The organism is Pseudoclavibacter soli DSM 23366 (assembly GCF_000423505.1).
GTDB classification, from domain to species: Bacteria; Actinomycetota; Actinomycetes; order Actinomycetales; family Microbacteriaceae; genus Pseudoclavibacter_A; species Pseudoclavibacter_A soli.
Map to the genome: position 1 here is coordinate 75,832 of NZ_AUIC01000003.1, position 19,372 is coordinate 95,203.

Below are 19,372 nucleotides of genomic sequence, written 5' to 3' on the forward strand. Positions count from 1 at the left end.
GAACAGCCCATATTCGAATCTTTGTTCGAATCGCCTGTGAACGGTTCGCTCAGGGCTGAGTATCGGCTCCGGCAAGCAGATCTGCATGCTCGGGATGCCGATCGAACCACTGTGCCGCATACCAACAGGTGGGTCGAACGGTACCCACCCGCGCATCCGTGCGCAGCTCGTCGACCACCGCCCGCATGAGGTCGGCAGCATAGCCGTGCCCACGCAGTGGAGCCGGTGTAAACACGTGGGTGAGGGCAATGCTGTCGCCATTGCGGGCGTAGTCGACCGCGCTAAGCAGCTTGCCGGACGCGTCGCGCAGCAGGTAACGCGAGTTCGCCTGATCGTCAGTGAGGGTCGTCGTCATGCCCTCATGGTAGCCGCAGAACGCTCAGATCGGTTCACAGGAAGGTGGCAGCCAGCTGGTGCCAGACCTGTCGCGCGTGGCGCTGGGTGTCTTCGAGCGAGCCTGAGGCATCGACCACGAAATCGGCAGCCTCTTCGCGCTCGGCATCGCTGGCCTGGGCCGCAACGCGCTGAGCGGCCTCTTCGGGGGTGTAGCCACGCTCGGCGATCAGCCGATCGATGCGCGCCTGTTCGGGGGCGCTCACCGTCACGATGGCATCGAAGGATCGCGGCAGGTTCGCCTCGACCAGCAGCGGCACGTCGTAGACCACGATCGACTCTTCCGGGGCCGAGTCGATGCGCTCGGCGACCCGCTGCCGCACCCGCGGATGCACGATGGCGTTGAGCTTCGCCAGCTGCTCGGGATCGCTGAACACGATGGCCGCCAGTGCATGGCGGTCGAGCGAGCCGTCAGCGGCGACGACCTGCGGCCCGAAGGCTGCCACGATCTCGTCGAAAGCTGGCTCACCCGGTTCGACGACCTCGCGCGAGACCTTGTCGGCGTCGATGACTCGCGCTCCCAGCTCAGAGAACAGGCGGGCCACGGTGGACTTGCCGGCGGCGATTCCTCCGGTCAGTGCGATGACTGTGGGCATGAGCGCCAGTCTACTCGGCAAGCGCGCGCTCGCTGGTCACACCGTGTGCTCGCTGGTCACTGCCTGGGTGCGTGCTGACCAACGACAACACACCGTGACCAACGAACGCACATTCGCACTGCAGACACAGAACGGGAGCCGCCCGAAGGCGACTCCCGTTGCTGTGTTCAGCTCAGTAAGACCTGAGCTCAGTTCTGCTCGAGCTGCTCTTTCAGAGCGGCCAGCGACGCATCGTCGGCCAGAGTGCCCTCGTGGTCGCTCGATGAGTACGAGGTTGCTGCCTCGCCCGGGGCCAAGCCGGCCTCGGCATCCTGAGCGAGCTGCTCGCGCACCTGCTCCTTGTGGCGCTCCCACAGAGCCTGAGCCTTGGCGTACTCCTGCTCCCACTGGATGCGAGCCTCTTCGAAACCGGGCTTCCACTCGTTGGTCTCGGGGTCGAAGCCCTCGGGGTACTTGTAGTTGCCCTGCTCGTCATACTCGGTGACCATGCCGTACAGCGCCGGATCGAAGTCGGTCGAATCGGGATCGACGCCCTCGTTGGCCTGCTTGAGCGACAGCGAGATGCGACGACGATCGAGATCGATGTCGATGATGCGCACGAAGACCTCCTGGCCCACGCTGACGACCTGCTCGGCGAGGTCGACGTGGCGGTTGGAGAGCTCGGAGATGTGCACCAGACCCTCGATGCCGTCGGCAACGCGAACGAATGCACCGAAGGGCACCAGCTTGGTGACCTTGCCGGGTGCAACCTGGCCGATGGCGTGGGTGCGGGCAAAGACCTGCCACGGATCTTCTTGAGTCGCCTTGAGCGACAGCGACACGCGCTCGCGATCGAGCTCGACCGAAAGCACCTCGACGGTGACCTCCTGGCCGACCTTGACCACATCTGAGGCGTGTTCGATGTGCTTCCAGCTGAGCTCGGAGACGTGCACCAGACCGTCGACGCCACCGAGGTCGACGAACGCACCGAAGTTGACGATCGACGAGACGACGCCCTTGCGGATCTGACCGGGGCGCAGTTCGTTGAGGAACGAGCTGCGGGTGGCCGACTGGGTCTCTTCGAGCAGCGCACGGCGCGAGAGCACCACGTTGTTGCGGTTCTTGTCGAGCTCGAGGATCTTCGCCTCGATCTCCTGGCCCAGGTACGGGGTCAGGTCGCGCACGCGGCGCAGCTCGATCAGCGATGCGGGCAGGAAGCCGCGCAGGCCGATGTCGACGATCAGGCCGCCCTTGACCACCTCGATGACCGTGCCCTTGACAACACCGTCAGCCTCTTTGATCTTCTCGACGTCGCCCCAGGCACGCTCGTACTGGGCGCGCTTCTTCGACAGAATGAGGCGGCCTTCTTTGTCTTCTTTCTGCAGCACCAGCGCCTCGATGGTGTCGCCGACCTTGACGACCTCGTCGGGGTTCACATCGTGCTTGATGGAAAGCTCGCGGGAGGGGATGACACCCTCGGTCTTGTAACCGACATCGAGGAGCACCTCGTCACGGTCGATCTTGACGACGGTGCCTTCGATGAGGTCGCCGTCGTTGAAGAATTTGAGCGTCTTTTCGACCGCTGCCAGGAAGTCCTCAGCGCTGCCGATGTCGTTGACAGCGATCTCTGCGGGGGCCTTCTGGTCTACATTGCTTGACATTGAGTGGGTACTCCAGTGTGTGTGCTACTCGGGCCGGTTGCTGCGGCATTGCGCTGGGCTTCCGGCAATGGATATGGACAGGCTTTGCGCCCAGTGTGCAACACTATCGGCTTTATGCGGCGCGGGCAAATATCTGAGCGCAACGACACGCCCGGATGTGAGCGGCGCGATCGGCGCGATCAGTGCGATCCGCTGAAGTGGTCGAACCCGAGATACTCGGTTTGTCGGCCGCTGAGCAGCACCCCGTGCTCGCCACGCGGCACGACCTCGCCAATGACCTCGAACCCCGCGGGCAGGTTGGCTCCCTTGGCGAAGGTCGCCAGCAGACCGAAGTCTTCGCCGCCGGCCATCACCAGCTCCCACGGGTCGACGTTGAGGGTATGCCGCACCCAGCCGAGCTCTGCGCAGTGCCCAGACAGCGCACTCGAGGCGAAGTCGAGGGTGACTTCAGAGGCCAGACCGATGCGCGCACCGTCGCGAGCGAGACCGTCACTTACATCGATCATCGCGTGTGCGCCGGCCGCGGCGGCCACGGCACCCAGCGCAACCGGCGGGGTCGGCCGCAGCTGAGCCTCCACCGCACGCTCGACGATGCCGGTGCGCTCGACGCCCTGCAGTTCGGCCGAGCGGTCGCGCTGCCCCACTAGGATGCGCAGACCGGCGGCGGCATACCCCAGCTGACCTGCGTAGGCGATGACATCGCCGACCTGGGCACCAGAGCGCGAGATCGGGTTGGTCACCACACCGTAACTGGTGGCCTGCGAGATCATCAGAGCAGAGTTGCTCAGGTCGCCGCCCCAGATCGACACCTCGGGGCTGATGCGCGCAACCGCCTCGCGCACTCCGCGCGCATAGCCGACCAGCTCGGCGACGGTCGATCGGCGGTTGATGCCGAGAGTCACGAGCAGCCCGGTGGGCGTGCCGCCCATCGCCCCGATGTCGGAGAGGTTGACCGCGGCGGTCTTCCAGCCCACGTCGTAGGCGGAGAACTCGGGAAACACGAAGTCTTCGTTTTCGATGAGCACGTCGCTGGAGGTGGCCAACCGCGCCTCGACCGGCACCGACACCACGGCGGCGTCGTCGTTGTCGATCTCGGTCGGATTGTCGCCCTTGGGATAGCTCGTGCGCAGAATCGCGATGATCTGCTCTTCTGAGAGCTCGGACAGCTGTGTGGAGAGAGAGACCTTCATCAGTGCGCCGCCTGTGCCCAAGTGGGGCCGACGCCGACATGCACGTCGAGGTGCACGTCAAGCGTGGCCGCCGAACCCATGGCGTCGACGAGCAGGTCGGTGACCGCGTCGCGCTCGCCGGGCGCCACCTCGACGATGAGCTCGTCATGCACCTGCAGCAGCAGCCGCGAGGTGAGCCCCTGGTCGCGCAGGCGTCGGTCAACGGCGATCATGGCGAGCTTGATGATGTCGGCGGCGCTGCCCTGGATGGGTGCGTTGAGTGCGGCGCGCTCGGCGTTATCGCGCAGCACCCGGTTCTTGGAGTGGAGGTCGCCGAAGGGCCGCCGCCGCCCGTAGATGGTCTCGGTGTAGCCGTCGACGCGCGCCTGCTCGACCACGTTGCGCAGGTAGTCGCGCACTCCCCCGAAGCGTCGGAAGTATCCCGACATGAGGTCGCGCGCCTCGTCGCGGCTGATGCCGAGCTGCTTGGCCAGCCCGAATGCGCTGAGTCCGTAGACCAGCCCGTAGCTCATCGCCTTGACCTTTGAGCGCATCTCGCTGGTGACCTCTGCCGGGGTGACCCCGAACACCTTTGAGCCCACATAGCGGTGCAGATCTTCGCCCGAGTTGAAGGCCTCGATGAGCCCTTCGTCGCGCGAGACGTGCGCCATGATGCGCATCTCGATCTGCGAGTAGTCGGCACTGATCAGGGTCTCGTAGCCCTCACCGGCAACGAACTGATCGCGGATGCGCCGCCCCTCTTCGCTGCGCACAGGGATGTTCTGCAGGTTGGGGTCGGTAGAACTCAGGCGGCCGGTGGCGGTGCCGGTCTGCTGATAAGTGGTGTGCACACGGCCGTCGTCGGCGATGCTGCGGCGCAGAGTCTGCACCATCTGCGCGAGCTTGGTGGCGTCTCGGTGTGCCCCCAGCAGCTCGAGGAATGGGTGCTGGGTCTTTTCGTAGAGCGCGCTCAGCGAGGCCTGATCAGTGGAGTACCCGGTTTTGGTCTTGCGTGTGGTGGGCATGCCCAGCTCGTCGAAGAGCACCTGCTGCAACTGCTTGGGGCTGGCCAGATTGGTTTCGTGACCGATGACTTTGTACGCCTCGCTGGCAATGTCGCGTGCCCGATCGGTGAAAGTGTCGGCCAGCGACTCGAGCCCCTCGGCGTTGACGGCGATGCCGGTGGCCTCCATTTGGGCGAGCACCGGCGCGAGCGGCTGCTCGATGTCGCGCAGCACCTGCCCGCCGCGGGTGGTGTCGAGCGAGCGCACCAGCGCACGACCGAGCAGCAGGGTCTGCCAGGCGGCGATCGCCGTCTCGGCGTCGGGCCCGGCAAGAGCGCCCTCGGCTGCGTCAGCGGTGTCGGCGAACAGCGCATCGGCGTCAGGATGCGCGAACTGGTGAGTGAAGTACAGCTGTTCGCTGGCCGCCAGCGAGTAGTCGCTGCGGGTGGAGTCGAAGAGATACCACGCCAGCTCGCTGTCGACCACCACATTGTCGATGGTGGCCTCGATGCGGGCCAGCTGGTGGATGGCCTGCTTCAGCCCGTGCACAGCTTTGGGCTGGCTGCCGCTCAGCCACTCGAGCAGTGGATGCCCGGCTGCGGCAGCGTCGTCGAGTGCAGCAAAGCCCACCCGCGTCGGCTGCCCGGCGGAGGCGACTGCCAGACCGAGCGCCACTGGTCGCTGGTCGACCGTCTGCAGGCTCACCCCGACGGTATCGTCGGCGGTGACTCCGGCGAGCCACTCGAGTGCGACGGCCTCGCTGGTGAGACGAGTCGGCAGCGGCGGCTCGTCGGTGATCACGGGCACACGAAGCTCGCCGGGAACGGCGATGGCCGACGGCGCGGCCGCAGTGGCTGATCCTTCGATGCCCTCGACAGGCACCGCGCGCTGCGAGCTGCGGTGCAGCTGAGCATCAAGCCCCTGCACACGTGCCTTCATGGTGCGCAGTTCGAGCGCGCTGAACACGGCCTCGACTCGCTCGTGATCGACTTCACGCACCTTGAGGTCATCGAGCCCGACCGGCAGCTCAAGGTCGCGGCGCAGACGGTTGAGTCGGCGATTGCGCTCGACATCGGCGATATGCTCGCGCAGGCTCTCGCCCACCTTGCCTTTGATCTGATCGGCGTTGGCGATGATCTGATACACGTCGCCGTAGGCGTTGACCCACTTGGCTGCGGTTTTGGGGCCCACGCCGGGCACACCGGGCAGGTTATCGCTGGTCTCGCCCACCAGCGCTGCGATATCGGGATAGTGCTCAGGAGGCACACCGTATTTGTCGTGAACGGCCTCAGGCGTGTAGCGAGTCAATGTGCTGACGCCCTTGACTGGGTAAAGCAGGGTGACCTGGTCGTCGACCAGCTGGAAGGTGTCGCGATCTCCGCTGACCACCAGCACTTTGGCGCCCGACTGCTCGCCCGTGAGGCTGAGCGTGGCGAGAATATCGTCTGCCTCGTAGTTCTCTTTGGTGAGCACCGTGATGTTCATCGCCTCGAGCACTTGCTGCAGATTTTCGACCTGCCCCTTGAACTCTTCGGGGGTGTCGCCGCGGGTGCCCTTGTACTCGGGGTACTCTTCGGTGCGGAACGAATGCCGCGACCGGTCGAAGGCCACGGCGATGCGGGTGGGGCGCTCTTTGTCGAGCAGGTTGAGCAGCATTCCCAGAAAACCGTGGATGGCGTTGGTGTGCTGACCCGATTCAAGCTGGAAGCTCTCGGGCGGCAGCGCGTAGAAGGCCCGGAAGGCAAGAGAGTGCCCGTCGATGATCATCAGGGTGTCGCGCGTCTCAGTCACGCCAGCCAGCTTACCCGCTGCCTGTGACACGCCGACGACCGTGTTAGCGTGAAGGGCACCGCGCCCGCGATGCAGCGGGCGCCCAACGCAAAGGAGCCGCCATGTCTTTCATCGATGCCGCACAGAATGACGCCGCCCGCCAGCTGCTCGAAGCCCGTGGCGACCTCGGTGAGCTCGCTGAGAAGCTCGGCATTGAGCTGGTGAGCCTCTCAGCTGAAGAGGCCGTGGCCACCATGCCGGCGGCTGGCAACCGACAGCCCTACGGCGTGATCAACGGCGGTGCATATGTGACTCTCGGTGAGACGCTTGGGTCGTTTGCTGCGAACGTGCATGCGCTCGGCCGCGACAAAGTGGCCGTGGGCATCGAGATCAACGCCACACACACCAGGTCAGTGCGGGATGGCGTGGTCACCGGAACTTGTCGGGCCTTGCACTTGGGCGGCACTTTGACTACTCACGAAATCGTGATCCGCGATGAGCAGGAGCGCCTCGTCTCGACGGTGCGCATCACAAACTTTCTACGCGACCGCTGAGCAGGTGCGGCCGCTGAACTGCGGCGAGCGCCCGGCCGTGGCGGTCGACCTCAGTGCTCGTCGGTTTTGTCGTGCTTGGAGTGCTCGGGATCGAGCTGGTCGATCACGGCCTGCGCCACTTGGTGCATGGTGAGACGGCGATCCATGCTCGCCTTCTGAATCCAGCGAAATGCCTCTGGCTCGGTCAGCTGCATGCGCTGGTTGAGCAGACCCTTGGCGCGGTCGAGAACCTTACGGGTCTCGAAGCGCTCGACGATGTCGGCCACCTCATCTTCGAGGGCCTTGATCTGTGCGTGGCGTGACAGGGCGATCTCGATGGCGGGAATCAGCTCCCCCGGGGTGAATGGTTTGACCACATAGGCCATGGCGCCGGCCTCTGCAGCGCGCTCGACCAGCTCTTTCTGGCTGAACGCGGTGAGCAGCACGACCGGGGCGATGCCTTCGGCCGTAATGTGTTGGGCCGCGGTGATGCCGTCCATTTCGGGCATTTTGACATCGAGCACCACGAGGTCGGGCTTAAGTTCACGAGCCAGCTCGACGGCTTTGGCTCCATCACCAGCCTGGCCGACGACGTCGAACCCGGCATCTTGCAGCGTGTCGACGATGTCCATGCGGATGAGCGACTCGTCTTCGGCGACAACGACGCGTCGCAGGGCTTCGGGGGTAGGGTTCTGATCACTCACGTGACCAGCTTACGATAAGATGGCTCAGGTCGTGGCTCACGCAGTCACTTGGCCCAAGTGGCGGAACGGCAGACGCGGAGCACTCAAAATGCTTTGTCCGAGAGGGCGTGTGGGTTCGAATCCCACCTTGGGCACTTCCTGCCTCACCTGTGTTCACAGAGGTGAGGCAGCACTGCGGAGCCACGACCGATGTGTTTTCGGCACAGCCAACTGCTAGTTCTCGCGCGGCTCGATCACTGCATTCAGGCCATCGTCAGGGTGATACGACCACGACACCTCAAATCTCCCCCATTCCTCCTCCTGACGACCGCCGAAAGCCCGGGTCTGCCCCATGCGAGTCACGATTGAAGAGGGTGCTTCCAGTCTGATCACGGCAGCCAGATGCCGCGCGATCAGCCTTGGGCCCGCACGTCGCGGTAGGCATCCTGACGGCGAGCCGGATTGGGGTACCAATCGCGCATCCGGTCGCTGGTCAAATAGTCGCCGACCCCGAGCAGCAGCACGCTGAAGACGATCTGTTCGATGGTCATCCACAGCGGGTACAGCCCCGGGATGGCTGCGATCACCAGCGTGACCACGGGAAAGATCTGGCTGAACAGGCGCAGGCGCCAGTAGGCCCACCACCATCCGCGTTGGGCGGCCCAGGCGAACCCGAACAGCGTCAGCGTCATCGCGAGCACGACCGATCCGCGAAACCAGGATGCCCAGGTCACCATGCCGGGCACGTCGCGCAGCACGAAGGCGACCACGAGGGTGGCCACGCCCACCAGCACTTCAAGACTCAGCAGCACAGTGATGGCTCGCCAGACTTTGGTGGCTTCTGGTGGCGTCGAGCGCACCTGCAGGCTCGACTTACGCCCGCCGATCAGGCGTGATGACAGCACGCGATCGATCGCAGAGAGCTCGGCGGTTGGGGCCTTGGCGCGCGGTGCCTGTTCGGGGGTGCTCAACATAGAGCGATTGTATGCCCGCGGGGCGCCGGGTTTGCGCGAGGTGCCGGGCTTGCGCGAGGTGCCTGCCCTACACGCGCGGTGTCGGTCCTGCGCTTGGTGACGGTGGGTGCCACTAGGGTCGGTGGCATGGATGTGATCGAGATCAACCCACAGCTGTGGCGCGTCGAGCGTGACGGGGCGGTTGTCGGCTACGTCGCCGAGGTGCGCGGCCGCTTCGGCGACCTGCGCTGGCGAGCGCACCGCATCGGCACGCGTCGTCTGCTGGGGGTCAAAGTGTGTGAGTCATGGCAACGCGACGAGGCGATCGCTGCGCTCTGAGCGCCATCAGTGCCACCTGCGTCGGCGCACCCCGAGCCCCTGCAACTTCGCTTGCCACCACGCACCATCGCTGGTCACAAGCACCACCCGCACTGACCAACGAACACACATCGTGACCAGCGAGCACACCAACTGACCAACGCGCGCACCCCTCACTCGCTGCGCGGCGCGTTCTGCTCCGCTTCGGGCGAGGTCGCATCGAGCGAGATTGCCTGCCGAGCCTCTGGGATGCCCAGGTCGTTGGGTGCCACGGCCTCCGGTTTGCGTTGAAACAGCGCGGTCGGACACCAACCCGTGATCGCACCGACCGCCATGCACAGGCTGCAGACGCCGGCCGGGATCGCACACCATAGATTGGGCAGTGCACCGAGGGCGAACGCTGCGGTGATGACCGACATCATTCCCCGACCTATGCGCTCAGCGGGTGTTGTCGCGCACGCTCCAGCGCTCATGCTCGCTCCTTCTCATCGCTTTCGGTCAGGCCGGCCTGGTGGCGAACCTGGGTCATGTCGAGATTGCGCACCCCGGTGATCAGGCGTTCGAGGGCGGCGGATGAGAGCGCTCCAGCCTGGGCGAACACCAGCACGCCTTCTCTGAAAGCCAGCAGCGTCGGAATAGAGGTCACGTGAAACCCCGCGGCCAGATCGCGTTCGGCCTCGGTGTCGACTTTGCCGAACAGCACATCAGGATGCTCGAGTGCAGCCTGCTCGAATACCGGTGCAAACGCGCGGCATGGGCCGCACCACGACGCCCACAAATCGAGCAGCACGATGTCATGCTCGCTGAGTGCTGAGGACAGCTCAGCTGCGGTGATGGGGACAGTCGCCATGCCAGCAACAATACCATAGGGGGTATTTGCTCAAGCCCTGCTTCTTCGCTTGCCACCACGCACCATCTCTGGTCACAAGCACCACCCGCACTGACCAACGACCACACCTACTGACCAACGAGCACTCATCACAGCGCACGCTGGGCTGCCGGAGCACGCATCTCAGCGCACGCTGGGCTGCCGGAGCACGCGCCTCAGCGCGCACACCGCATCAGCACACACCACCTGCGCCACCCGCACCACCTGCGTCGGCCGCACCCCGAGCCCCTGCTTCTTCGCTTGCCACCACGCACCATCACTGGTCACAAGCACCACCCGCACTGACCAACGAACACACCTACTGACCAACGAGCACACATCACAGCGCACGCTGGGCTGCCCGAACACACGCCTCAGCGCGCCCACCGCATCAGCACACACCACCTGCGCCACCCGCACCACCTGCGTCGGCCGCACCCCGAGCCCCTGCTTCTTCGCTTGCCACCACGCACCATCACTGGTCGCAAACACCCCCGACACTGTCAAACGAGCACACCTACTGACCAGCGAGCAGACATCGCGACCAGCACACGCACCTACTGACCAGCGAACACGCGCCTCAGCGCACGCTGGGCTGCCCGAACACCCGGTCGACCTGCCAGCCGGATGCCCCATCGCCGGCGAGCACAACCACTCCCCCGTTTTCGATGTGCACGGGTTCGGCGTGGCCGATCGCCTCCAACGTGCATCTGATGAACGTGCCATGTGCCACGGCAATCACCCCTGCGTCGGGTTCCGAGACGGTCATCCCTGCGAGATCGGCCAGCGCGCGCACGCCGCGAGCGCGCACCGACTCGATGGGTTCGGCTCGGTCTACCAGCCCCGCCGCGATCAGCCGGTCGAGTACGCCGGGGCGGCCGCGGTCATCCATCGGCACCTGCCATCGTTCGTAGAGTTCGGCGAAGGTAAGCCCTTCGGCGGCGCCGTAGCGGCGTTCGCACAGTTCGTCGAGGCTGGGCTGCACGGCTAGGCCGAGCTGGGTGCCGATGTGTGCTGCGGTCTCTCGGGCTCGTCGCTGGGGTGAGCTGGTGAGGGTGCACCAGTTGAGCCCGCAGGAGGCGAGTGCATCGGCGGCTCGTTCGGCCTGGTGCACTCCTTCGGTGGCGAGCGCGGCTTCGCTCTCGCCTTGGATGCGGCCGCCGAGGTTCAGCGCGGTGGCGCCGTGTCGAACGAGGGCGATGCGGGTCATGTCAGATCTTTCGGCCGGGGTTGAGGATGCCCTGTGGGTCGAAGGCGGCTTTGACGCGCACCTGCAGGGCGCGCACTGCGGGTGAGAGCTCGCGGGCGAGTGCGTTTCGCTTCATGTGGCCGACGCCGTGTTCGCCGGTGATGGTGCCGCCGAGTTCGACGGTGCGTTCAAGGATGATGTCGAAGGCTTGGGCTGCTCGGGCCAAGCTGTCGGCGTCGGCTGGGTCGTAGCCGATGATCGGGTGCAGGTTGCCGTCGCCGACGTGGCCGCCGGTGGCCACTGGTGCTCCGCTCTCGGCTGCGGCAGCTTCGATGATGGTGAGCAGTTCGAGCAGCCGGCCGCGGGGCACGGCGATGTCTTCGGTGAGTACTGCCGGGTAGGCGCGCATCAGCCCGGGGTGCAGGTTGCGGCGGATCTCGAGCAGCTGGTCGACTTCGGTGGCACTGCGGGCCAGGTCGATGCGCAGCGCGTGGTGGGCGCGGAAGACTTCGGCGTAGGCGTCGACGTCGGCTGCGGCGCGGTCGAGTTCGTCTGACTCGACGATGAGCATTGCAGCTGCATCGTCGGGCAGCGCTTCGAGCGTGCCCAGCGTGTTGATGGCCTGGATTGATGGGCGATCGAGCAGTTCGAGCGCACTCGGCCGACGTGGGCCGGAGCCGATTTCGGCGGCGGCCGAGAGCGCGTCGGCGAGGGTCGGAAACCAGGCTGCCGCACCGGCGGCATCGCCGGGTGCAGGCCGCAGTGCGAGGGTGGCCTCGGTGACCACGGCAAGCGTGCCTTCTGAGCCGACGATCAATGAGGTGAGGTCGAGCCCGGCGACCCCTTTGATCGAGTCATGGCCGGTGTGAATGATGGTTCCGTCGGCGAGCACTGCGGTCAGTGAGCGCACCGAGTCGCCGGTGACACCGTATTTGACGCAGCGCATGCCGCCCGCGTTGGTGGCGATGTTGCCGCCGATTGACGAGATGTGCACCGACCCCGGATCGACCGGGTAGAACAGGCCGTGCTCGCGCGCTGCATCGGCCAGGTGCTGAGTGATCACGCCGGGCTGCACGGTGGCGAGCTGGTCGGCGGTGTCGATGGAGATGATGCGGTCGAGCCTGGTGAGGTCGAGCAGAATCGCGCCGGGCACAGCATCCGCCGCACCGACGACCCCGGTGCGTCGCCCCTGCGGCACCACCGGCACCACGAAGGTGCTGGCGATGCGCAGCACGGCACTGACTTCGTCGGTGGATGCGGGGCTCACCACTGCGAGCGCGCGGGCTTGTGTGGCCGCGGTGCTGTGGTCGTGGCTGTGCTCGTCGAGGGTGGCGTCGTCGGTGTGCACATGGTCGTTGCCCACCGCCTGGTGAAGTGCTGTGAGGATCTGCTGCTGGGTGGCGGTGTGGGCGGAGTTCATGGGCTCAGGCTACCGCAGCCGGGCGGGTGAGAGAAAAACATTTGCCGAGTCGGGAATATGTCGGTACACAGTGTGGTTACAGCAGTCACACATCCCCCGACTGATGAGGTGAGCCTGTGCCGATCGCTTTCGCTCTGCTCGCTTTTGCCACGCTCGTGGCTTGGCCTGCGGTGCGACGGTGGGGTTCGCGCGGCTTTCTCGTGCCGGCGGCAGCTGTGGCGGGGTCTTTCGTCTCGGTGCTTTCTCTGGCACCAGCAGTCATTGGGCGCGGTGAGGCGCTGACTGTTTCGATTCCCTGGATTCCCTCTTTAGGTGTGTCTCTGTCTTTCCGCATGGATGCGCTGGCCTGGCTGGTGAGTCTGGTGGTCACCGGGGTCGGCGCACTGGTGCTGGTCTACAGCAGCGCGTACTTCAGCGATGACGAGCCGGCACTGCCGCGATTCGCGGCGCTGTTGACTGGGTTCGCGGCGGTGATGTTCGGCCTCGTGGCCAGCGACGACATCGTGGTGATGTTCATGTTCTGGGAGATCACCAGTGTGCTCTCATATCTGCTGATCGGGCATACTTCTGACCGGCGTGAGTCGCGTGGTGCCGCGCTGCAGGCGCTGTTGGTCACCACGTTCGGCGGTTTGGTGATGCTCGTCGGTGTGGCCATGCTCGTTGTCGACAATGGCACCACGTCGCTGGCGCAGATCGTGGCCGACCCGGTGATCACCTCACACACGTCGTGGGCGGTGGTGCTGGTGATCGTGGGGGCGCTCAGCAAATCGGCGATCGTGCCCTTCCATTTCTGGCTGCCCTCGGCGATGGCTGCCCCCACCCCGGTCAGCGCCTACCTGCACGCGGCGGCCATGGTGAAGGCGGGCATCTACTTGGTGCTGCGTCTGGCTCCCGGCTATGCCGGGGTGCCCGGTTGGCTTGAGACGCTGCTGCCGCTGGGTGTGGCCACCTTGCTGGTGGGCGCCTGGCGTGCCCTGCGTCAGTTCGATCTGAAGCTGTTGTTGGCTTATGGCACGGTCAGCCAGTTGGGTCTGATGATCACGGTCGCGGCCGTAGGCACTCACGACGCCATGGTCGCAGCTCTCGGCCTGCTCGTCGCGCACGCGCTGTTCAAGGCCACACTGTTCATGGTGGTGGGCGTCATCGATCACAACTGCGGCACCCGCGACTGGCGGGCGCTCAGCGGGCTCGGCCGATCGGCACCGTGGCTGGCCACCGTCGGAGTGCTGAGTGCTGCGTCAATGGCGGGCCTGCCGCCGCTACTCGGGTTCATCGCCAAAGAGGGCGCTCTCTCGGCCCTGCTTGAGGCACCCACTTGGCTGGCAACACCTGTGGTGGTCGGCGTCGTGGTGGGCTCCGCACTGACCTTCGGCTACAGCTGGCGTTTCGCCTGGGGTGCGTTCGCCACCCGGCGAGCCGATCCACGGCGCACGCATACGGCGAGCATTCCCACGTTGGTCGACTGCACCAGCCCACACGCCCGGGGCAACGCCGGCCTGACCGCACCCACCGTGCTGCTGGCGATCAGTCTGGTGCTGGCATTCTGGGTGACTCCGCTCGACGTGGTCGTGCAGGCCGCAGCCGCAGTGCTGCCGCAGCCCGAGCATCCTGCGCACCTGGCCCTGTGGCACGGGTTCACGCCTGCCCTGGCACTGACCGTGCTGGTCATCGTCGGCGGTGTGCTGTTGGCGGCGGGCCGCCGCCGCGTGGCACGCCTACAGCAGGCGGTGCCCAGCTGGATCGACCTGTCACGCTGCTACACCTGGGCGCTGACCGCCACCGATTGGGTGTCGGCCCGAGTCACCCTGTTCGCCCAGCGCGGCGGCCTGCCCGGGTATCTGGCCACCATCTTCTGGTCGCTGGTGATCGCCCTCGGCTACGCGGCGACTCGCGCGTTCGCCTGGCCGGCGCACTGGGTGATCGCCGACTCTTGGGGGCAGCTGGCGATCGCGGCGCTGATGGCCGTCGCCGGTCTGCTCGCGGTGCGGGCCAGCCGACGCATGGCGGCAGTGCTGCTCGTGGGGGTCACCGGCTACGGCATGGTGGCGTTGTTCGCCCTGCACGGCGCACCCGATCTGGCTCTCACCCAGCTGCTGGTCGAGACCATCAGCGTGGTCATTTTCGTGCTCGTGCTGCGGCGTCTGCCTCGGCACTTCGAGCGCGCCCAGGGCATTGTGCGGGTGTGGCCGCGGGTGCTGCTGGCGGTCTGCGTCGGCGTGGTGATGGCTGCGGTCGCCCTCGTTGCGGTGTCGGCCCGCACGGCCACCCCCATCTCTGAGCGCTTCCCCGAACTGGCCTACCTTGAGGCGCACGGGCGCAACATCGTCAACGTGCTGCTGGTCGACATCCGTGCCTGGGACACCATGGGCGAGATCTCGGTGCTCGTGGTGGTCGCCACCGGTGTCGCCAGTCTGGTATTCATCACTCAGCGCACCGGGCGGGCGCCCACCATCTCGGGTTCGCGTCGACACCGGCACGGCACCGCACGGCTGACCCCGGTGATCGAGCCGATTACCGCGGCCATCCCAGTGATTCGCACGGAGGCTGACGGCAGCACCACCAGCGATCTCGCGCCCGATACCCTCGATGCCGAGTCAACTCGGCGCAGCTGGCTGATGGCCGGCCGGGCTCTTTCTCCACACCATCGCTCGCTGATGGTCGAGGTGGTCGTGCGGCTGATTTTCTGGCCGATCATGCTGGTGTCTGTCTGGCTGCTGATCGCCGGCCACAACCAGCCGGGCGGCGGCTTCGCCGGCGGGTTGGTCGCCGGCCTCGCCCTCGTGCTGCGCTACCTGGCGGCCGGGCGATACGAACTCGGTGAGGCCCTGCCGATCGACGCCGGGCGTCTGCTCGGCGCTGGCCTGGCCATGGCCGTCGGCACCGGTGTGCTGTCGATGCTCTTCGGCGAGCCGATGCTCACTTCGCTGTGGTGGGAGGGCGAGCTGCCGCTGTTCGGCGAACTGGCATTGGGCACCCCCACCCTGTTCGACATCGGCGTATATCTCGTGGTGCTGGGGTTGGTGCTCGACATTCTGCGCTCTCTCGGTGCCGGGGTCGACGAACAGGCTGCCGACGACTCGTCGATCGTTGACGACTGGGCGGTTGATCGCTCATGAGCGTCTCTCTGGCCCTGATCATCGTGATGGCCGTGCTCTATGCGGCCGGCGTCTACGCCATGACCGAACGAAGCCTCAGCCGCATTCTCATCGGCTTTCTGCTGATGGGCAACGCCACCAACATTCTGTTGCTGATCGTCTCGGGTGCGCCCGGCGAAGCGCCGATCGTCACCGACGGGGTCGACAATGGGCAGATGGCCGACTCGCTGCCGCAGGCGCTGATTCTCACCGCCATCGTGATCACTTTCGGCATCAGCGCCCTGCTGCTGGCGCTGATCTACCGCAACTGGCGAGTGGCCCGTCAAGAGCATGTCACCGAAGACACAGCGGTGCCCGGTGCCGACAGTCACGATGACGACGAATCAGGGCAGGTCTCGGCCCAGACGCACGAAGATGACGAAGCCCTGCACGAGGCGATCGACGCCAGCGACGAACACGAAGACGATGAAGACGACGACACCGGGAGGCCCGCATGAACGTCGCCGCACTGATTCCGCTGATCGTCGCTCTGCCGCTGCTCGGTGCCGCCGTGTCTCTGCTGATCGGGCGGCATCCGCGCGCACAGATTGTGGCCACCATCGGCGCCTTTGCCCTGGTGCTCGCCGTGGCGATCACCGTGCTGCTCAACGTCGACCACAGCGGGCGCATGAGCGTGGTGATCGGTGGCTGGGAGGCTCCCTGGGGCATCGAGTTGGTCGCCGACCGGCTCAGCGCAATTCTGGTGGTGGTCGCCACACTGATGCTGCTTGGTGTGCTGATGTACGCCACTGGTCAGGGCGTCACCGACGGCGACGCCGAAACCCCGGTCACCATCTTCCAGCCCACCTACCTGGTGTTGGCCGCCGGGCTCTACAACGCATTTCTAGCCGGCGACCTGTTCAACATGTTCGTCGGGTTCGAGATCATGCTCGCCGCCAGCTACGTGCTGATCACCCTCGGCGGCACCGGTGCGCGCATCCGCTCAGGCGTGATCTACATCGTCGTGTCACTGGTGTCGTCCACCCTGTTCTTGACGGCGATCGCGCTGCTCTATGGTGCAACGGGCACCGTGAACATGGCACAGCTGGCCGAGCGCATCCCACAGCTGCCCGAGCCGGTGCAGCTGATCGTGCACTTGGCGCTGCTGCTCGGCTTCTGCATCAAAGCCGCAGTGTTCCCGGTGTCGTTCTGGCTGCCAGACTCGTACCCCACTGCCCCGGCGCCGGTGACCGCAGTGTTCGCCGGGCTACTGACCAAGGTGGGTGTCTACGCGATCATCCGCACCGAGACACAATTGTTCGCCGGCCACGACGTGAACACCCCACTGATGGTGCTCTCGCTGTTCACCCTGCTGATCGGCATCATGGGAGCCATCGCGCAGGCCGACATTCGGCGTCTGCTGTCGTTCACGCTGGTCAGCCACATCGGCTATATGCTCTTCGGCATTTCACTGGGCACCGAGGCTGCATTGGCCGCCACTGTCTATTACATGGTGCACCACATCACGGTGCAGACCACACTGTTCTTATCCATCGGGCTGGTTGAGCGCATCGGCGGCACCGCCTCACTGACCCGCCTGGCCGGCGTGCTCAGGGCATCACCGCTGATCTCTGCACTGTTTCTCCTCCCAGCACTGAATCTGGGAGGCATCCCACCGTTCAGCGGGTTCATCGGCAAGCTCGCACTCATCGTCGATGCGGCGGCCCTCGACACACCACTGGCGTGGGTGGGCATCGGCGTGATGGTCGCCACCTCCCTGCTGACCCTCTATCCGCTCATGCGCGTGTGGAACCTCGCCTTCTGGCGGCCGAGTGTCGACCCCAACCGCGCTAACACGGGGCTGCTGCGCTCGCTGCAGGAGAACCCCATCGCCAGCAGCACCGTCGCCCAGCGCTCGGTGTCACGCCTGATGGTCGGCGTCACCATCGCCATGGTGCTGTTGATGCTCGCGCTCACCGTGTTCGCCGGGCCGCTGTTCGGGCTGGCCGAACGCGCTGCCGACGGCATCATGAATCTGTCAGCCACCTCGATCGGGGGTCGCCGATGAACACGACGACCCGCTCTCGCGCTCTGCTGCAGGAGGTTGTCACCGTTGCGGTGATGACCGTGCTGTGGTGTCTGCTCTGGGGCAACGCGCACCCGTTCACCGTGGTGGGCGGTGCGGTGATCAGCTGGCTGCTGACCGTGATCTTCTACCTGCCACCGCTGCAGATCACCGGTCGGCTGCACCCGCTGTCAGCGCTGTGGGCGTTCGCCGTGCTGACCGTCGACATCGTGCGAGCCTCGCTGACCGTCGCCGCCCAGGCGCTCTGGCCGTGGTGGCACCCGGTGGGTGCGGTGGTGCGCATGAACCTGCACTCCACCGATGATCTGATCATCACGCTGACTGCAGAGTCGATCTCGCTGGTGCCGGGCTCGCTGGTCGTCGACATCGACCGCAACAACGGGGTGCTCTACGTGCACACCTTCGGCACCCGCACCCGCACCCAGATCGAACATGCCAGGGCCCAGGCGCTGGCGCAGGAGGCGCGCATCATCATGGCGCTCGGCACCGATGCCGATCGGGCCGCGGTGCGCAAGATACGACGAAGGAGGCGCGCATGAGTGACTGGCTGACCATTGCCCTGACCGCGGTCTACGCCACGACCGCCACACTGTGCGTGATCCGCATCGTGCGCGGACCCGGCGTGCTCGACCGCATCGTCGCCAGCGATGTGCTGCTGGTGACCCTGATGTGCGCACTCGGCACCGAGATGGCCGTCAACGGCCATACCGCCAACCTGCCGATTCTGCTCGTGCTGGCCATGTTCGGCGTGGTCGGCTCGTTCGCCGTCTCGAGATTCCTGGTGACCGCCAGCGATCCGTCACGTGACGACGAAGCCGCAGCCGGACATCCATCGGCCACGAACCATACCGGAGGCCCCGATGCACGCTGAAGAGATTCGCTGGATCATCGCCTCGGTGCTGCTCGGTCTGGGCGCACTGCTATCGCTGTCAGCGGCGGTGGGTCTGCTGCGCTTTCCCGACCTGCTCTCTCGCATTCATGCCGCCACCAAACCGCAGATTCTGGGTCTGATGTGCGTGGGTGCGGGCATCGCCGTGCTACAGCCGACGCCCGTGGTGATCGGCACCATCATCGTGGTGATCACCCTGCAGATGCTCACCGCGCCGATCTCAGCGCACATGGTCGGGCGGGCGCACTACCGCAGTGACGACCTGCGAAACGACCTGCTGGTCGTCGATGAGCTGGCCGAGGGCGTGGCCGCCCAGGAGCAGAGCACACCCGAGCCCCTGCGCTGAGTTCATGCGTCGGATGCACGAGTCGCTGGTGCAACAAATGCAGCGTCGTAGGCGGTTACCGTGTCACGAAGTCGCCAGATGCGTGCCAGCAAAGGAGCATGATCGAAAAGGCGAATGCCAAGATCACTGAAAATACTGATTGCCTGCTCAGCCTTCCTCGATCGAGTTGTACCCCGCTTGCACTCTGCGACAGAGAACCTGCAGAATTTCGATCGAAAGCAGCTGCGGTGCAGCGATCTTCCAATTCTGTGCTTCAAGATACCGCTGGACTTCACTGGCCAATGGCAGTGCCAGCAGCAGCTCGATCGCTGCGGAGGTGTCTAGGACAATCATCGCGCATCGCGCTCGGCCCGAGTAGATTCGGCAGCCGTCTGCAGCACGGATCTTCAATCTGCGGTGCAGATCTTCTGGCACATTACGTACTTGAATCAGGCTCACGCC

At 65.6% G+C, this 19,372-nt stretch carries 20 protein-coding genes and 1 tRNA gene; 9 read left to right on the plus strand and 12 right to left on the minus strand.

The window, feature by feature from the left end; all coding sequences use genetic code 11:
- Positions 1 to 49: 49 nt before the first annotated feature.
- From G557_RS0100365 to polA, 5 genes are all read right to left on the minus strand, one after another.
- Positions 50 to 355: a GNAT family N-acetyltransferase gene (locus G557_RS0100365; RefSeq protein ID WP_028244522.1), complete on the minus strand. Its 306-nt coding sequence runs from the start codon at positions 353 to 355 to the stop codon at positions 50 to 52.
- 34 nt (positions 356 to 389) lie between these two features.
- The gene (coaE, locus tag G557_RS0100370; protein WP_036960192.1) at positions 390 to 989 is read right to left on the minus strand and encodes a dephospho-CoA kinase; all 600 of its coding nucleotides are present in this window, start codon (positions 987 to 989) and stop codon (positions 390 to 392) included.
- A gap of 188 nt (positions 990 to 1,177) precedes the next feature.
- Positions 1,178 to 2,629 (minus strand): 30S ribosomal protein S1, encoded by a 1,452-nt coding sequence (rpsA, locus tag G557_RS0100375; protein WP_028244524.1) that lies wholly within the window; start codon positions 2,627 to 2,629, stop codon positions 1,178 to 1,180.
- Positions 2,630 to 2,808: 179 nt separating this feature from the next.
- Positions 2,809 to 3,819 (minus strand): thiamine-phosphate kinase, encoded by a 1,011-nt coding sequence (gene thiL / locus G557_RS0100380; RefSeq protein ID WP_036960194.1) that lies wholly within the window; start codon positions 3,817 to 3,819, stop codon positions 2,809 to 2,811.
- The gene (polA, locus tag G557_RS0100385; RefSeq protein WP_028244526.1) at positions 3,819 to 6,569 is read right to left on the minus strand and encodes a DNA polymerase I; all 2,751 of its coding nucleotides are present in this window, start codon (positions 6,567 to 6,569) and stop codon (positions 3,819 to 3,821) included. The genes thiL and polA overlap by 1 nt, the downstream gene beginning before the upstream one ends.
- Before the next feature lie 125 nt (positions 6,570 to 6,694).
- Between polA and G557_RS0100390 the strand changes: the two genes are divergently transcribed.
- Positions 6,695 to 7,126, plus strand: coding sequence for a PaaI family thioesterase (locus G557_RS0100390; RefSeq protein WP_028244527.1), 432 nt, complete (start codon positions 6,695 to 6,697; stop codon positions 7,124 to 7,126).
- A 50-nt stretch (positions 7,127 to 7,176) separates the two neighbouring features.
- Here G557_RS0100390 and G557_RS0100395 read toward each other — a convergent pair whose 3' ends face one another.
- Entirely contained in the window at positions 7,177 to 7,809 is a 633-nt protein-coding gene (locus tag G557_RS0100395; protein WP_028244528.1) for an ANTAR domain-containing response regulator, read from the minus strand.
- A gap of 51 nt (positions 7,810 to 7,860) precedes the next feature.
- Here G557_RS0100395 and G557_RS0100400 point away from each other — a divergent pair.
- A tRNA-Leu gene (locus G557_RS0100400) sits at positions 7,861 to 7,943 on the plus strand.
- A 258-nt stretch (positions 7,944 to 8,201) separates the two neighbouring features.
- Here the strand turns inward: G557_RS0100400 and G557_RS10630 are convergent.
- Positions 8,202 to 8,762, minus strand: a complete 561-nt coding sequence (locus tag G557_RS10630) for a hypothetical protein (protein ID WP_245542732.1) — start codon at positions 8,760 to 8,762, stop codon at positions 8,202 to 8,204.
- A gap of 126 nt (positions 8,763 to 8,888) precedes the next feature.
- On the opposite strand from G557_RS10630, the gene G557_RS0100410 reads away from it, so the two are divergent.
- Entirely contained in the window at positions 8,889 to 9,080 is a 192-nt protein-coding gene (locus tag G557_RS0100410; protein ID WP_028244529.1) for a hypothetical protein, read from the plus strand.
- A gap of 152 nt (positions 9,081 to 9,232) precedes the next feature.
- Here the strand turns inward: G557_RS0100410 and G557_RS0100415 are convergent, their stop codons facing one another.
- From G557_RS0100415 to G557_RS0100435, 4 genes are all read right to left on the minus strand, one after another.
- Entirely contained in the window at positions 9,233 to 9,532 is a 300-nt protein-coding gene (locus tag G557_RS0100415; protein WP_156877033.1) for a hypothetical protein, read from the minus strand.
- Positions 9,529 to 9,909 (minus strand): thioredoxin family protein, encoded by a 381-nt coding sequence (locus G557_RS0100420; RefSeq protein WP_028244531.1) that lies wholly within the window; start codon positions 9,907 to 9,909, stop codon positions 9,529 to 9,531. The genes G557_RS0100415 and G557_RS0100420 overlap by 4 nt, the downstream gene beginning before the upstream one ends.
- Positions 9,910 to 10,507: 598 nt before the next feature.
- Positions 10,508 to 11,137, minus strand: a complete 630-nt coding sequence (locus G557_RS0100430) for a histidine phosphatase family protein (RefSeq protein WP_028244533.1) — start codon at positions 11,135 to 11,137, stop codon at positions 10,508 to 10,510.
- Position 11,138: 1 nt separating this feature from the next.
- On the minus strand, positions 11,139 to 12,536 hold the full coding sequence (locus tag G557_RS0100435; protein WP_028244534.1) for an FAD-binding oxidoreductase: 1,398 nt from the start codon (positions 12,534 to 12,536) through the stop codon (positions 11,139 to 11,141).
- Between the two features lie 116 nt (positions 12,537 to 12,652).
- On the opposite strand from G557_RS0100435, the gene G557_RS10635 reads away from it, so the two are divergent.
- The 6 genes from G557_RS10635 to mnhG are packed head-to-tail and all read left to right on the plus strand — an operon-like array spanning position 12,653 to position 18,931.
- Positions 12,653 to 15,652, plus strand: a complete 3,000-nt coding sequence (locus G557_RS10635) for a Na+/H+ antiporter subunit A (protein WP_245542733.1) — start codon at positions 12,653 to 12,655, stop codon at positions 15,650 to 15,652.
- Positions 15,649 to 16,128, plus strand: coding sequence for an NADH-quinone oxidoreductase subunit K (locus tag G557_RS0100445; RefSeq protein WP_028244535.1), 480 nt, complete (start codon positions 15,649 to 15,651; stop codon positions 16,126 to 16,128). Before G557_RS10635 ends, G557_RS0100445 begins: the two co-directional genes overlap by 4 nt.
- Positions 16,125 to 17,678 (plus strand): Na+/H+ antiporter subunit D, encoded by a 1,554-nt coding sequence (locus G557_RS0100450; protein ID WP_028244536.1) that lies wholly within the window; start codon positions 16,125 to 16,127, stop codon positions 17,676 to 17,678. Before G557_RS0100445 ends, G557_RS0100450 begins: the two co-directional genes overlap by 4 nt.
- A complete protein-coding gene (locus G557_RS10640) occupies positions 17,675 to 18,235 on the plus strand; it encodes a Na+/H+ antiporter subunit E (protein WP_036960448.1) in 561 nt (186 codons plus the stop codon). The genes G557_RS0100450 and G557_RS10640 overlap by 4 nt, the downstream gene beginning before the upstream one ends.
- Positions 18,232 to 18,567 carry a monovalent cation/H+ antiporter complex subunit F gene (locus G557_RS10645; RefSeq protein ID WP_084626867.1) on the plus strand — a complete coding sequence of 112 codons (336 nt, stop codon included), beginning with the start codon at positions 18,232 to 18,234 and terminating at the stop codon, positions 18,565 to 18,567. The genes G557_RS10640 and G557_RS10645 overlap by 4 nt, the downstream gene beginning before the upstream one ends.
- The gene (gene mnhG, locus G557_RS10650; protein WP_036960202.1) at positions 18,557 to 18,931 is read left to right on the plus strand and encodes a monovalent cation/H(+) antiporter subunit G; all 375 of its coding nucleotides are present in this window, start codon (positions 18,557 to 18,559) and stop codon (positions 18,929 to 18,931) included. Before G557_RS10645 ends, mnhG begins: the two co-directional genes overlap by 11 nt.
- 147 nt (positions 18,932 to 19,078) lie before the next feature.
- Here mnhG and G557_RS13860 read toward each other — a convergent pair whose 3' ends face one another.
- Positions 19,079 to 19,369 carry a hypothetical protein gene (locus G557_RS13860; protein ID WP_156877034.1) on the minus strand — a complete coding sequence of 97 codons (291 nt, stop codon included), beginning with the start codon at positions 19,367 to 19,369 and terminating at the stop codon, positions 19,079 to 19,081.
- Positions 19,370 to 19,372 lie beyond the last annotated feature (3 nt).